18 protein-coding genes are annotated in these 14,338 nt (G+C 40.3%); 8 read left to right on the top strand and 10 right to left on the bottom strand.

Annotated features, from left to right (window positions below; translation table 11 throughout):
* Window positions 1-64 precede the first annotated feature (64 nt).
* Together K6T22_RS07180 and K6T22_RS07175 are read left to right on the top strand one after the other, a co-directional pair.
* Entirely contained in the window at window positions 65-541 is a 477-nt protein-coding gene (locus tag K6T22_RS07180) for a hypothetical protein (protein WP_238239694.1), read from the top strand.
* A gap of 28 nt (window positions 542-569) precedes the next feature.
* Window positions 570-956, top strand: a complete 387-nt coding sequence (locus K6T22_RS07175; protein WP_238239693.1) for a hypothetical protein — start codon at window positions 570-572, stop codon at window positions 954-956.
* Window positions 957-1,067: 111 nt separating this feature from the next.
* Here K6T22_RS07175 and sstT read toward each other — a convergent pair whose 3' ends face one another.
* The 6 genes from sstT to K6T22_RS07145 form a co-directional block, all read right to left on the bottom strand.
* Window positions 1,068-2,339 carry a serine/threonine transporter SstT gene (gene sstT / locus K6T22_RS07170; RefSeq protein WP_238239691.1) on the bottom strand — a complete coding sequence of 424 codons (1,272 nt, stop codon included), beginning with the start codon at window positions 2,337-2,339 and terminating at the stop codon, window positions 1,068-1,070.
* 381 nt (window positions 2,340-2,720) lie between these two features.
* Complete coding sequence (locus K6T22_RS07165) at window positions 2,721-3,104, bottom strand: hypothetical protein (protein WP_238239689.1); 384 nt, start codon at window positions 3,102-3,104, stop codon at window positions 2,721-2,723.
* 16 nt (window positions 3,105-3,120) lie between these two features.
* Window positions 3,121-3,429 carry a hypothetical protein gene (locus tag K6T22_RS07160; RefSeq protein WP_238239687.1) on the bottom strand — a complete coding sequence of 103 codons (309 nt, stop codon included), beginning with the start codon at window positions 3,427-3,429 and terminating at the stop codon, window positions 3,121-3,123.
* 106 nt (window positions 3,430-3,535) lie between these two features.
* On the bottom strand, window positions 3,536-4,219 hold the full coding sequence (locus K6T22_RS07155) for a hypothetical protein (protein ID WP_238239686.1): 684 nt from the start codon (window positions 4,217-4,219) through the stop codon (window positions 3,536-3,538).
* A complete protein-coding gene (locus K6T22_RS07150) occupies window positions 4,191-4,835 on the bottom strand; it encodes a hypothetical protein (RefSeq protein ID WP_238239684.1) in 645 nt (214 codons plus the stop codon). Before K6T22_RS07150 ends, K6T22_RS07155 begins: the two co-directional genes overlap by 29 nt.
* Window positions 4,836-4,881: 46 nt before the next feature.
* Entirely contained in the window at window positions 4,882-5,130 is a 249-nt protein-coding gene (locus tag K6T22_RS07145; protein ID WP_238239683.1) for a hypothetical protein, read from the bottom strand.
* A gap of 345 nt (window positions 5,131-5,475) precedes the next feature.
* On the opposite strand from K6T22_RS07145, the gene K6T22_RS07140 reads away from it, so the two are divergent.
* The 6 genes from K6T22_RS07140 to K6T22_RS07115 all read left to right on the top strand — a co-directional run bounded on the left by K6T22_RS07140 (window position 5,476) and on the right by K6T22_RS07115 (window position 8,510).
* Window positions 5,476-5,805: a winged helix-turn-helix transcriptional regulator gene (locus tag K6T22_RS07140; RefSeq protein ID WP_058705278.1), complete on the top strand. Its 330-nt coding sequence runs from the start codon at window positions 5,476-5,478 to the stop codon at window positions 5,803-5,805.
* Window positions 5,806-6,036: 231 nt separating this feature from the next.
* On the top strand, window positions 6,037-6,870 hold the full coding sequence (locus K6T22_RS07135; RefSeq protein ID WP_283205704.1) for an aldo/keto reductase: 834 nt from the start codon (window positions 6,037-6,039) through the stop codon (window positions 6,868-6,870).
* 41 nt (window positions 6,871-6,911) lie between these two features.
* Window positions 6,912-7,388: a heme-degrading domain-containing protein gene (locus tag K6T22_RS07130; RefSeq protein ID WP_238239680.1), complete on the top strand. Its 477-nt coding sequence runs from the start codon at window positions 6,912-6,914 to the stop codon at window positions 7,386-7,388.
* Window positions 7,388-7,888 carry a tautomerase family protein gene (locus K6T22_RS07125; RefSeq protein ID WP_238239679.1) on the top strand — a complete coding sequence of 167 codons (501 nt, stop codon included), beginning with the start codon at window positions 7,388-7,390 and terminating at the stop codon, window positions 7,886-7,888. The genes K6T22_RS07130 and K6T22_RS07125 overlap by 1 nt, the downstream gene beginning before the upstream one ends.
* A gap of 131 nt (window positions 7,889-8,019) precedes the next feature.
* A complete protein-coding gene (gene relB / locus K6T22_RS07120) occupies window positions 8,020-8,244 on the top strand; it encodes a type II toxin-antitoxin system RelB family antitoxin (RefSeq protein ID WP_026829710.1) in 225 nt (74 codons plus the stop codon).
* Window positions 8,241-8,510, top strand: a complete 270-nt coding sequence (locus K6T22_RS07115) for a type II toxin-antitoxin system RelE family toxin (RefSeq protein WP_035408288.1) — start codon at window positions 8,241-8,243, stop codon at window positions 8,508-8,510. The genes relB and K6T22_RS07115 overlap by 4 nt, the downstream gene beginning before the upstream one ends.
* Window positions 8,511-8,813: 303 nt before the next feature.
* On the opposite strand, the gene K6T22_RS07110 is transcribed toward K6T22_RS07115, so the two are convergent.
* The 4 genes from K6T22_RS07110 to K6T22_RS07095 form a co-directional block, all read right to left on the bottom strand.
* Complete coding sequence (locus K6T22_RS07110) at window positions 8,814-9,323, bottom strand: hypothetical protein (protein ID WP_238239678.1); 510 nt, start codon at window positions 9,321-9,323, stop codon at window positions 8,814-8,816.
* Window positions 9,324-9,706: 383 nt separating this feature from the next.
* Window positions 9,707-10,984 carry an McrC family protein gene (locus K6T22_RS07105; RefSeq protein ID WP_238239677.1) on the bottom strand — a complete coding sequence of 426 codons (1,278 nt, stop codon included), beginning with the start codon at window positions 10,982-10,984 and terminating at the stop codon, window positions 9,707-9,709.
* The gene (locus K6T22_RS07100) at window positions 10,971-13,100 is read right to left on the bottom strand and encodes an AAA family ATPase (RefSeq protein ID WP_238239676.1); all 2,130 of its coding nucleotides are present in this window, start codon (window positions 13,098-13,100) and stop codon (window positions 10,971-10,973) included. Before K6T22_RS07100 ends, K6T22_RS07105 begins: the two co-directional genes overlap by 14 nt.
* Before the next feature lie 491 nt (window positions 13,101-13,591).
* Window positions 13,592-14,338: a hypothetical protein gene (locus K6T22_RS07095; RefSeq protein ID WP_238239675.1), complete on the bottom strand. Its 747-nt coding sequence runs from the start codon at window positions 14,336-14,338 to the stop codon at window positions 13,592-13,594.

Raw genomic sequence — 14,338 nt, 5'->3', positions numbered from 1 at the left:
CATGACTAAGTAAAGCATTTGAATTTGCTAGACTAAAGGAAATGACTGTCCAGGAGTGACCTCTATGTCCAAGCGCTTATTCAAGCGAACCATACTGATTGCATTCTTACTTTTCCTCACGCTTTTCACGTTCTATGGCATTCACCGCGCTTCAGCGACACTTGAACCCGAACTTCTCATCTTTCAGGCAAAAGGCGAGTCCTGGAACGCCGTGATTCATGTACGGCAAGTTAAAGAGCGCCCTTTATCCTACCGAGTAAGCGAAGGCTACGCCCTAACATATATCGGAAAGGATCTGAAACGAATGGAACACCAACAGAAACCTGTGACCTGGTTTGTCGATAGTCAGTTGTCAGATGGTCGACATGCTAAACACTCTAGCCATTTCCAAAGCTTCATTGGAACTGAAAGAGATGGCGCAACCTTTGAGACAAGTGCCGCCTTACAGATCTTTAAAGATACTGACACGTACCATGTACGAATCAAATGGGATGGTGATCGTGAAGAACAGTTGACGTTAACATGTATCGACATGGAATAACATACAAAAACGAGAAAGAGGTTATGTCATGAAAAAAGTCGTTTTAATATGCGCTTTCTCGATCATAACTGTATGGATGTTAGTTGCTTGTAGTAATGAGGAGACAATGCAAAGTTCTAGTGAAAAACCGACGGCTTCAGAAGTATTAGATGAGGATTCTAATGCTGACATTTTTCAATTCAATGATACGATCTACAAATCAGATGTAGAATGGGCAGAGAAAACCGAAGTCACTCAGAATAAAAAAGTTGGAGTAATAAAAAGAATGAATTCTGATAAAGACGATTTTGATAATGGGACTGCTACGAAACTCTCTAAGGGTACCGTCATATACTCTACTAAAGAGAGGGAAGAAATTCTTTTAGTGAGTTTTAAAGGGAAGTTAAAAAAATACGTTGCGTTAGGTGAGGGATAAATTTATTAATGCATGTAGAAAACCCCTCATTTCGATTACGAAATGAGGGGTTTTCTACATATTGAGGCATCCTCAGATGGGATGCCTTTTCTTATTTAGATACGATGCTGATCAGCCGTTGACGACCTTTTCAGACACTGCTTCATTCATCGACTGACGATTGATTGACAGTTGCTCGCCCTCTTTCAAACGTTTTCTGTAATCAGCTGTCGCCGTGAACAGAACGTCTGTTGACGAATTGAGCGCTGTCTCAAATGAATCTTGCAAGACACCGATAACGAATCCAACAGCGACGACTTGCATCGCAACGTCATTCGGAATCCCGAATAAGCTACATGCGAGCGGAATCAAGAGAAGCGATCCCCCAGCGACACCAGAAGCACCGCACGCACAGACAGCAGCGAGGACACTTAAGATAATTGCTGTCGGAATATCAACTTGAATGCCGAGCGTATTGACGGCAGCAAGTGTTAGGACCGTGATTGTAATCGCTGCACCCGCCATGTTGATCGTTGCGCCAAGCGGAATTGAAATTCCGTATGTCTCTTTATCGAGACCAAGCTTCTTAGACAATTCCATGTTGACCGGAATATTCGCAGCCGAACTGCGTGTAAAGAATGCCGTGATCCCACTCTCGCGTAGACACTTAAAGACGAGCGGATATGGGTTTTGGCGAACGTTGATATAGACGATCAATGGATTGACGATCAGTGCGACGACAAGCATCGTGCCAATCAGTAACCCTAGCAAGCTCACGTAATCAAGAAGTGACGAGAGACCGTTCTCCGTAATCGAACCGATGACAAGCCCCATGATACCGAGCGGTGCAAGCTTGATGATCCATCCAACCATTTTTGCAAGTGCGTCTGAGAAATTCGAAATGAATGTTTTTGTTGAATCTGACGCATTTTTTAGCGCTAATCCTAAGATGATCGCCCATGTCAAAATGCCGATGTAGTTCGCTTGGACTAATGCATTGACAGGGTTATCGACCATGTTGAGGACGAGTGTCTTGAGGACTTCGACCGCGTTACCCGGTGCTGTCAGTTCCTCCGTGCTCTCCTTGAGTGTAATCGTCACCGGGAACAGGAAGCTGACGATGACCGCAATCGCTCCAGCTAAGAACGTACCGAGTAGATACAAAAAGATGATTGATTTCATGTTCGTTTGCTGTCCCTTTTTATGTTGCACAATCGAAGCCATGACTAGGAAAAAGACCAAAATCGGCGCGACTGCCTTTAGTGAGGAGACAAATAATGTTCCAAAGATGGTCAATGAACTCGCTACTTCAGGAATCGTGACGGCTAAGATAACCCCTACGATCAAGCCAATCGCGATTTGTTTCACTAAACTGATTTGGTTCCACATCTTCAACAATTTCATACGTTCCCCTCCAGGCTTTCAAAAAATAAAGTATTTAGAATTCGAAAAATGATGACTTCTCTCTTCTACTCAAAAGGATGAATAGTCTAGCCATTCACTTTTCTAAAAATTCTCGCAGTTTGTTGTGTTCTATTTTTGCATAAATCGTGTGAAATAAAAACTAGTTTTTTGCAAGAAATATGATTCCTTTTCCTGGATATCGCATGAGCATACGAATGCAATCGATTGCATAATTACAAAAAAAGTAGCAAACGACTCATGCCGTTCCCTACTTCATTATGTAAACTAAATTGTTTCATAAACGTTGATTGACCTTTATTTTCTCTTCAGCAGTAATCTCGAATTTCGTGCTGACAGGTATCGTTAACGCTCTTTTTGAGTTCAATCAGTTATCGCTTTTATCCCTTTGATCGTCCGCTTGAATTTCGGATGATCCTCAATCCGATGGGTGAAGTTTTGAATCCAGTGTTCTATAACGTCCGAATCTTCATGCCACTTCATCACACGTAACATCGTTAAAAATTCCGGTGCATACGCAAGCTCCATCGATTCGACGATCGTCAATCCTTCTAAGAAACACTGACTTGCTTCTTTCTCTTCACCTAGTTCAAGATGCAACATCCCGATATAAAGAATCGTACTTGATCTTGCCAGTGGTTCTTCTAACTGCTTGACATGCCTCGACAATAAATCAATCGCACGTCGTCTCATATCAAATATTGCTAACCCAACAGTAGCACGGGTAATCCAAGTGTAACGATTCATAATAAAATTCTACTCCTCAAGAGATAGTTGATTTTTTACGTTTAACGATCAATAGAACGATCACGAACAGAATTTCAAGAATCGTAAAGATACCGGCGAAGAAATAGACGACTAATACCTGACTGATACCATCGACTGCGATCGTGTAAAACCAAAGTAATGAAATACCAATTGTGTACAAAAGATTAACGATCGTTCCACTAATCAGACTAGATTTTAAGCTTTTCTTACTCCGAGCCTGACTCACGATGATGATGATGGCACCGATTGCCCAGACGATTAATATGAGTTCAAGGATAGATTTGTCATTCCATTGTACATGCATTCCTAATTCTCCTTTTCAGTAGACTGACTAAAATAATTTAAGTGATAACTATATTTTACAGCACTATAAAGTCTTGCAGTCTTCTGAAAGTTGAGTGAATACATTTTTAAAGATCTAAGTCATCAGGATAGTCCTTCATTTTCCTAACCCGAACACTTTCCTCCTGACCGATGTGATCGGTTTCTTTCAAACGATGTTGCACAACGAGCAGAACCAACACGACTGCTGATAGCACACAAATCGTCGCATAGTACGGTTGCACGATGCGCTCGAATTCTAAAGCCGATAGCACCTGTAAGATCGTCAATCCAGCTAACATCCCGTGGAAATATCTCTGATAATTGCGCGGCATTCCCGCTTGCCCAAACGTCTCATACCAGACGTACAATCCGAGTCCGAACGCGAGTCCGTTTAGGATCGGCGAAGGCAGGAGAAACAGAAGGATTCCAAGAGCAAGCATTAACCAAGCGTACCGAATAGCTGGCTTGAAGAAAGCAGGATCGAGCGTCGGTTCTTCTTCCTCGATGACAGGCGCTGCTTTCTCTTCTTCGGTCAGCGGTCGAAAACCAAGTGCTTCTCTCTCTTCTGCTAACTCGAGCATCCGTTTTTTCATTCCGAAATAGAACGGAAAACGTTCTTTAATGATCTCCCCTTCATCCGTTTGATCATCGGCTCGTTCTTGTACGGATACCTGGTAAAGCGTACGCCCCATTCGGTAGCTAACCCAGTACTCGGTCGTTTGTCCATTATTGCGTTTAAGTTCAATCACCTTCGCTTGTTGATTCGTCATGATACGTGATTCCTTTCGTCGCTAGGTCTTTTAATTGTTCCGCAGCATATAACAGGAGAATGAATCCTGAAACGAGACAGACGACTCCGTTAATCGAGAGATTAATCGATGATAAATAGTTTTTCGATGAGCCGGCTAACGCGAACATGAAAAGTGCTCCTGACCATCGATAAATGCGTACACGCGCAGATTTTCCTTCGAGATGCATCGGCCAGAAAAGCATCAGTACAACGAGTGTTATGTATCCTGGAATCGGTAAGATATCAGTCAGCGTCAGTAATCCACTCAATAAGATCAATAAAGCGCTTAAAATGCGCAACTTTATGATCCGTCGGTCTGCTCGAAAATCCATCACTTCAGACATCGCAAACGGCGATTTCATGTATCCATCGTCTAATTTTTCACGTACCCATGCTTTCTTCTGACGATATGCGCGCAATGGATTTTTGAAGACGATTCGTTTCGTCGCGGACTCTTCATTCGTTTCCATCATATCCTCGCTATCGATCGCCTGCTCTTTTCGGGCAACTCCTTCCCGGCAGAACAAGGTGCGACCTTCTTGGTAGAAGACGATATGGTACACGCGATCGTCGACTTGTTTTAGTAATTGAATCATGATTTGAGCTCCTCTTTTACCTTGCTGTATCGCTTCTTTTAAAGATTTACCATGCTGCACTGACACCGTATAGAGTGAACAATCCACCTAATACACAGATGTAACCGTAATGCCTGACAGTCAATGAACAAAATAGGATGACACCAATTGACATAATGATGCCGAGAACGAATGAGTCGACGCTATCTCCATGTCCCGCTAGCAGTGTCTTTTTCGCATGCTTCGACCGAATGAAGTAGATGCCTAACGTCAGCAAAACTAATCCGATAGTAAGACCAAGAAACGGTAACACCATAGACGTATCCTCCGACATATAGATTTGTGTAATGTAGTAAGTAATTATGGTTCATAAAATTATTATACAACTAATAAATACGATATTTTCCTTATTTAAGTTCCATTTTCTAATTTTTTCCAATAAATCAATTAAGTATTATTCAGTAAATAGCTGGACATGTATCCTATAATTAAAATTCATTCATTTTTAAGCCATTTCCTATAAACGCTGCAAATGATATGCGAATATATGAGCTTACTTTTTACGAATCATACTCCAATTATGCTATATTTCGTTTTGGTAATTCTTTTACGAACTACTCTGTCATTGTATTTAACTTTATTGGATAAAGGGGTCATCGTTTTGAGTAAATTTAGTATTCCTGTCGAAGCAGCTTTAAAAGTAATCGGTGGGAAGTGGAAAGTCGTCATCTTATGCCACTTGTTTAAAGATAAGTACCGGACGAGCGAGTTGAAACGTCGCATGCCGAACGTCTCTCAAAAAATGCTCGTTCAACAGTTGAGGGAGTTAGAACAGGACGGCGTCATTCGACGGGTTATTTATCACCAAGCTCCACCTAAAGTCGAATATGAGTTAACGGATTATGGTCGGTCGTTAAAATCGACCATGGATGTCTTATGTGACTGGGGAGAGCAGCATCTCCAAAATGAACACTTGAAAAATAGCTGTTAATTTTTCTGTATTTCCATAAACAGCCCTGCATTTTCGAATGCAGGGCTGTTTGCTGTTTGATTTTTTTAACTTTTGCCCTTCCCTCGTCCCAGTAATCTAGGAAAAGTCACTTTTTGGTGACTATGGAACTTTAAAGTGCCGTCTTCTTATTTCTGATTGCTCCCGATATGATGATGTCACACATACAGCACGATTTTTTTGCTGTAATTTTGATAAAGGAGCTAGATGAATATGAAAATCTCTACAGTACGATTAAACAACGGTGTGGACATGCCACAAGTCGGATATGGCGTATTTCGTGTCGAGGACGGTGCGGATCTCGAGCAAGCGATCGTAACTGCGATTCGCGAAGGCTATCGCAGTATCGATACTGCAGCCATCTATGGCAACGAACAAAGTGTCGGAAAAGGCATTGCGAAGGCTATCGAAGAAGGACTCGTAACACGCGAAGAACTATTCGTGACATCAAAAGTCTGGAATGCACATGGATCATATGAAAAAACACTTGCTGCTTACGCAGAATCCTTAGAAAAAATGCAGTTAGAGTATCTTGATCTCTACTTGATCCATTGGCCAGGGAAAGCTAAGTATCAAGCTCCTTGGAAAGCACTTGAAGAATTGTATCAAACGGACAAGGTCCGTGCGATTGGTGTGAGTAATTTTCAAATCCACCATCTCGAGGACTTACTGCAACATGCAACGATCACACCTGTCGTCAATCAAATCGAACTCCATCCGAAACTAACTCAGTCGGAGTTACGTCAATTCTGTAGCGAACATGGTATTCAAATTGAAGCCTGGTCACCGCTTATGAATGCGGAACTTCTAGAAAATGAGGTCGTTCAGTCGCTCGCTACACAATACAAGAAATCAGCTGCTCAAATCATTCTACGATGGGATATTCAACAGGGCATCATCACGATTCCTAAGTCGATGACACCTTCACGGATGCAAGAAAATCTGTGCATTACTGATTTCGAACTCCTTTCAGAAGATATGGAACGATTAAACAAATTGAATGAAAATCTGCGGAGTGGACCGGATCCAGATACGTTTGACTTTTAATCAAAATGGATACTCTAACCCATCTTAAAAGGAGCTTACCGATGTCTATTGAAGATTTGATACAACAGACCCACCAGGAAGAACATACTTTACGATTTAACCGATTCACACATGATGATATCTTTCCGTTAGGATTGACTTTGATTAAAGAAGCACAGAAAAACAATGTATCCATCGCCGTTGATATCACAGTCAATGGTATCTCGATGTTCCATTATAAAATGCCAGGTACGACCCGTATCAACAGCGAATGGATCGAACGAAAAAAACGAGTCGTCGACTACCATCTCCACAGTTCTTACTTCATGCAATTATGGGCTGCACGTAGTGAGGTGACGTATAACGAGGAACATCGACTAGACTCAAGCTTTGCTGCTTTCGGCGGTTCTTTCCCGATCACACTGGATGGAGGACTGATTGTCGGAATGATCACCGTTTCAGGTCTAACTCCTGAAGAAGACCATGAGCTCGTAGTAAATTCGATGCGCACATACCTAAAAGAACAAGAGGTATTCTGATGCCATTACTTTCTCTAAATACTTGGCCTGCGATGTCACGTGATACGAAACGACAACTCATCCATCAACTGACGAATACTACGGTCGAGACATTGAACATGATTCCTGACAAGATTCAAATCTTGATTCACGAACAAGAACCAGAAAACTTTGGAAAGGCAGGTGCCATGGCATCCGACCCGACCTTTTCTTTTGATAGTCGCATAACGAATTGGCAGACACGAGTTTCTTATGGAACAGACGCCTCTCCTGTCGCTTCAATGGCTATCTTGACAATTGATGTGTGGGATACGTTCCATCAAGAAACAAAAGATGCTTGGGTGAACAAGTTAACGGAAGATCTTTCACTTTTCACCCATGCACCGGGAGATAAAATATTGATTCTTATTCGAGAAATGCCCCCAGGAAACTGGGCGCAAAACGGAGTGACAGGTATCCATGAAGATTTTTTAACGAAAAGTAGAAGAGTTTATGATCTACTTTCATATTTTTTAGATTGAATCGCACTTACCTAGAATATTTACAATTTGAATTTCAGCTCTTCAAAGAATCATTATTCAGGATTATAGCCCAATCCTATGTACTAAAACCTCACTTTGTATTACAATGTATTACAAAGGAGATGATATTCATGAGCACCATTTCTGTCCGTCTGGATGATCAGGATACACGACTCATCAAGGAATATGCGAAGGCAAAGAACATCACGATTTCTACACTTGTTCGCGATGCCGTCCTCGACCGTATCGAAGACGAAATCGATTTACAACTCTATCATGATTCCATGGCAGCACACCGTAAAAAATCAGAAGCGATATCTTTCGACGACATGATGAAGGAACTTGATTTAGAATGACAGCTTATAATGTAGAGTTCGAGCGCGGAGCTCAAAAGTCTCTCAAAAAGATGGACCCACAACAAGCGCGGATCATCATGTCCTGGATCAAGAAAAACCTTGTCGGGACGGATGATCCGCGTCGTCATGGGAAAGGACTCGTCTCGAATCGCTCTGGCGAATGGCGTTATCGCATCGGCGACTATCGTCTGATTGCTGACATCCAGGATGAGAAAGTCGTGATTTTGATCCTTGAGATAGGGCATCGTCGTGATATCTATAAATAAGATGACTAAAATATATGAATGAACTGAACCCCGAATGATACATTTTTTCAAGTGTCTATCATTCGGGGTTCAATTCATATAGAAATATGTATACGCTTTTTTCTATCCAAACATCATTAAGTCATTTGATGGAGTTTCACATGACTTTTTAAGAAGACGATAATTTAGCTAGACTAAAGAATCGTTGTAAGTTTTTGATAGACGATTTTTAGAATACACTCATTCGTCCATCAAAATGAAAGACTCAATCCCTAGCCTTCAGAGATTGAGTCTTAAGGTTTTACCATCGATCAAAACCATTGTTTAAATGCCGTGGTCGCCGTGTCCTTCTTTTTTTAAATATAAAATAATCATGCTACTTACAAAAATCAAAAAACAGACAAACATGACATACGTATTCAAATTGAAGAACTGTGAATTCATAAAAGGAGAAAAAATACCACTGGTTATGCTATCTATATAATCCAAATCTTTAGTCACGCCTTCAGCTAATACTATCTCTTTAACCAAGTTCTTGTATCTTGAATACTCATTTGATTGATACAAGAATCCAACGATCACATACGACAAAGATAGAATTATCATAGTTACTAAAAAACCTAATTTTAATCTTAGATTTTTTAAAGTAATCATTATGAAATAAATAAAAATAGGAATAATGAAAACAAGTGCAATCATAGAAAGAATCGCTAGATTACCATTCCCACTGCTACTTCCAGGAGCAGCAGTCATCTTATTTCCAAAATAAAATAGAAAACCAGATATGATTAGTAGTACTATCAATATCACTTCTGGATTTTTATTAGAATTCATGATTGGTGCACTCCATTTCAGTTCATCATCAATTTAATTTTAACGGCTATTGCAATTAGCACGAATCATCGTCAGATAATCATTGCAAGTGTTCCATTCATACCAACGATTATCTTTATTATTTGCACCATGGTCAGGTTCTTTAATAGCAAAACAAGCGCTGAACGGAGTATACTCATACCCAACATCTAATATGAAATGATAATCAAAATCCTCTGCTTTAGGATTACCATAGTTTGATGCATACAAGATGCGGTAATAACACCGTTAACTAATCCTAGATATTCTTTTTCTCTTCATAATTCATGACTCGATTGAATATCCTATGAACCTGACCACATCAATTTTATAGGGTCTAATCATGGATAGCGATACAAGACGTATTATACCTGACGCTCTGGATCTTCTAGGAAGCGCAGCAAATCTTCCTCTCCATGTACACAATCTAATAGATAAATGTACACTGTGATATCTTCACTCGTGTAGCGGAATATCCTCTGATCCACAGCGAAGTTCTCAACGAGTGGATATATGACAATTACTTGTTCACTCACGTACTTCTTAGCATATGCAAACATCTGATACATATCGGATTGTGAAATCCCCAAATTATTTACCTTAGGATTAAGAAGCTTCCATTTCATATCAATGATTCGTGTCTTTGTTACTTTATCGACAGGACATACATACTTCATAACGATGTCTGGAATGAGTCTAAACGATCCGCTATCGAATAGATACTTTGCTGGTTTCTTAAGTGATACTTCCCAGCCTTCTCCAGTATGACGTTCGATGAGTCTTCCGACGTAACTTTCAAACAACTGATTCATTGAAAAAAGGAGAGACTGAGTCCGCGTATGGCCCACCATATTTGAAATATTGAAGTCATTTAGTAAGAGTCGCGACCATTCTAAGGAATTCGTATAATATCTAGTCTTTCGATTTTTAATAACACTCGCGAACTCTTGATCAAGCGCATGACTCTCCGTAACACCATCAAAATAATGTAAGAGACGACGTGCCTCGTGACGATTCCTTGGATCTAATGCTATCAGCATAGCCTTTATCAATGCTTTTTTAAGAATTCGATTCTCTGGACAATCGATGCTGTATTCATCAAACGCAACATAAAATCGTTCTTTATGGACATGGTTGATGGTAAGCTGACGCGCAAAATTCATCTTACCTTTATAGAAGCGTACATTTTCTTCTTTCGTCCGATAGTCAGACTTCAATCCTCGCTTCACTACCCTAGATACTTCACGAAGAAAAAGAATTATATAGACTTCAAACATTGTCATTTTCGAGGTACCGAGTTCCGTTGCATCAAAGGATTTACTCGGGAATGTACGTAATGTTTTCAGCATTTTAAGCATCGCTGTGCGAGCATCTGCGTTTGTTGCATCAATTTTTGGAAGGATTTGAAGTTGTCTGCCGCTTGGCATCTGTAAGACACCAACATAATTCCTCGCGCGAATCACCTTTCCGACACCTTTTCTTAAGGAAAGCGTCAAGAAATCTAACCCATCCCATCCTTCTTCCGATAGTTCGAGCATGAGACTTTCTAGTTCCTTAAAGGTTTTTTTATCGACATTACGACGTGGTCCTGTACACGTGATGTCTTCATATTCCATTACCTCAATAACGTCATACGTTTGCATATCGATTTCCATAAATCGCTTGATATGTCTCCGGTTGAGTAAGAATGGCATGATTGATACGATAGCTCGTCTCTAAATCATTTGGATCAATTGAGGAGTCAAACAACCCAAAGGCTGGCACATCTTGAATGAGAATTGGATAAGTCCTATCATTTCCGAATATAGCGTTTATTTTTTCAACATTATCAAAGAAGTACTCTTGCAATAAAGGAATAATTGATTTTAAAAAGATTTGCTGCAATGCACTTATATCGTCACTTGATGACAGTGACGAGAAGTAGGCATGACCGATCATATGATCTCGATCATATAGTGCTGCAATCCGCCGATTCATAATATCGAGGACATATTCTAAATGTACACCTTCGATAGAAACACCTCGAAGCAGACGCGAATCAGGAGCCATTTCGATAAACTGGAAGCGTCTCCGCAACGCAGTATCCATTAACGCAATAGAACGGTCAGCCGTATTCATTGTCCCAATAATATAGATGTTACTCGGAACACCAAACTCCTTTTTGGAGTATGGGAGCTTAACAAGCGTCTCTTCCATTTCTCCAAGGCGTTTTGACGGTTCAATGAGCGTAATCAACTCTCCTAGGATTTTCGAAATATTCCCACGGTTAATTTCATCGATGATGAATACATACGGTTTTTCGCTTTGAACGTTTACATTCGAGATACCGTATTCAATTTCAAGCATGCGTTCGACTTGCGAGACAGACAAACGATCTAATGGATACACGGTCTTCCGTGTCAAATTTTTCCGCATATTCATTTCATGTATATCAAGTGAGATATGTTTAGCAAGCCAGTTCACTTTCCGGCTACGTTTGTAGTGGTCTTCCTCTTCTAACCACTCGACTTCCCCATCAATGATTCCAATACCATCAATATGTCGTTCATCTTTCAATGATAGAACAATATCGCCTATTTTCATCGTTTCGTAAAAATATGTTAAAACACTTCGTTCAGAAGGATTCATGGAAACCGTACTATTAAATGGTTCTTCTCCATATTGATCCCACCCGATCCGCATGATATCTTTTTCAAAGCAAACTTTCTTGAGAGGATGATCTCCTGATCCTCCAAGAGAAACTTTCCAAATACGCGCCTCACTATCAATTGAAACATCATACCCACCAAATCGTCGTCCGGTAGCAGAAAGGTCGCAAAACTCCTTAAAAATACCAGACTCGATGTTAAATCCAATCTCGTTCTGATCCGCTGCTACGACGGGTTTGATGCCTTCAATAAACTCTTCATATCCATATGATTGATGGAATGTCGTAAAGGCGATTCGGTTCTCGTCTCGATATTTTGCGTATCTTCTCTTCACTTCCGGGTATCCATCCTTCTGAATTTCATCGATAGACTTTCCTTCAATGATGGCGACGGCGTATAAGACCGTATGATAGGTTTTGCCCGTTCCTGGTGGACCTTGTAAAATCATATTCTTAGGATGCATTATTACCCCTCCTTTAACATTGTCAACTATAGCTGGTGCTTGCTCCTTAGTGAATGCAGGGGCAGCCTCTAAAATCGATTCGTATCTTAGAATCATTTGATCAATCGCTTCACGTAGAATATTAGTTAAATCTTTGACTTGATTCTCTTCGCGGTTGTTCACAGTATGCGTAAACACTAACTCTATGTTCTTATTTGGCTCATGTTCAACTTGTTTTTTTAACGTACCCGGCCTTTCAATTTCCGACTGTGATTCATAATGGAATCCATTCTCATTAAGATAAGGCATGCTTAAAAGCCGACTATGCCGGATTAAATCTTCATCCGAAGGATAACGTTTTTTTGTTCCTGTTCCATAGCGACACTGAAGTACAATACGAACAACAACCTGCTCTTCTTCCCGATTCCATCGAAGGTCTACTTGTAGTCCATGAGGAAGTTCTTCATATCCTTTCTTTTTGAGGACTCCCCATAATCGTTTTCGTCTATTTATTAATCTGTTCCCATCCGCTAATACCAAGTTGCTATTAACAATTAAATTCTCATAAAAGTATTTCTCTGCTTCTTGTATAGCGATAGCTTCCTCATTTGATACGTCACCTTCTCCCGACAGATACTCGAAGAGAATCGTTGTAACTTCATTTTTCATTTTTTTACTCCTTCCCAACCATCCCTCGATCGTCGTAAGTAAGTTGTACATCACCTTATAGATAATGGTATGTTCCTCAGTATTTAAATGATTTCAAAGTATTATTCTTACAAAAGGACTATATAGATTTATTTTCATTAAGATTTTAAAAACAAAGTGCGTTTATATAAATAACACTTATGAGAATCAAAGGTTGTTTCTGCTTTATGCATAGATTTTTCTAAACTTAAAAGATTTGAAGAGATACGATTCAAGAGTTTTTGCATTCATTTCAGCATCAGTTTTTAAATGATTTATAGCTTTCAATTCCATATGATTTATGAACTATCCTTCATAAAAATTTCAGGCAACTCCTCCTGTCGAGTGAATTTTATTACGAAATGATGGTTGCAAAAGTACATGCTATCGCAGACATCGTCTAAGTACAAGATTAAATCATCTAAAGCAACGCCGCTGTTGACTAGCATTTTTTCTTCCTTACGCGTTTACGATCATTTATCTACTACACTGATCTTTCCAAAATGCGCAATCTTACCATTCGTACAAAAGTGATCGAGCATGCCAAATCGACCCGTTGCATCGCGCGTCACGATGAAGTTATACGCCATCAATAACGAGAATTCAGACATGAAGTCCTCCAGCGTTTGTTCTGAGGAATGCGAAGATTTCCCTATCGTCACTTCTCTTCGATTCAGCAAATGCAATAAATGTTCTTCAAATACCGTTTGCCAATTGGTATCGTGCAATGTCATCACGTGAATCGAATCAGCATTATCTAGAACATCCCGACCACAAAAGACGACCTCGACCGGAAACGCTGCGTTTGGTAAGACCGCATCGAAAAAGTTCTCATATTCTGTACCTGATTCATCAAGCTCCTCATATGCAACTCTATACATCGATACACAATCGTTCGTGACCCGGACGATGCCTTGTCCTTGTTTTTGGACGATGAGTGTCAGTTCTGCTTCAGTCGCCATTTCCCGCTGTTCGATGACAAGATGTTCGAGAAATCTTTCAAGCTGTGAAGCATCGGTCATGATGAAATGGGACTGGACCGTCCAATCCGAAAAATCGCCGATGTTTGGATTTTGCTTGAGTGGTCGTTCTAATAACTTTACTTCAAACGGATACGTATGCTGATTTACTTGAAGACGGACGAGGTTTTGCCAATCGTCGCGTGGCAGCAGTTCTCGGAACACATCAATCCATTCGTTTTGTTGAAAGGTCAATTTCAC

This window comes from Exiguobacterium acetylicum, assembly GCF_022170825.1.
Lineage (GTDB): Bacteria > Bacillota > Bacilli > Exiguobacteriales > Exiguobacteriaceae > Exiguobacterium_A > Exiguobacterium_A acetylicum_B.
The sequence above is the reverse complement of the archived record's forward strand: the minus strand, read 5'-3'. Positions and strand labels throughout refer to the sequence as shown.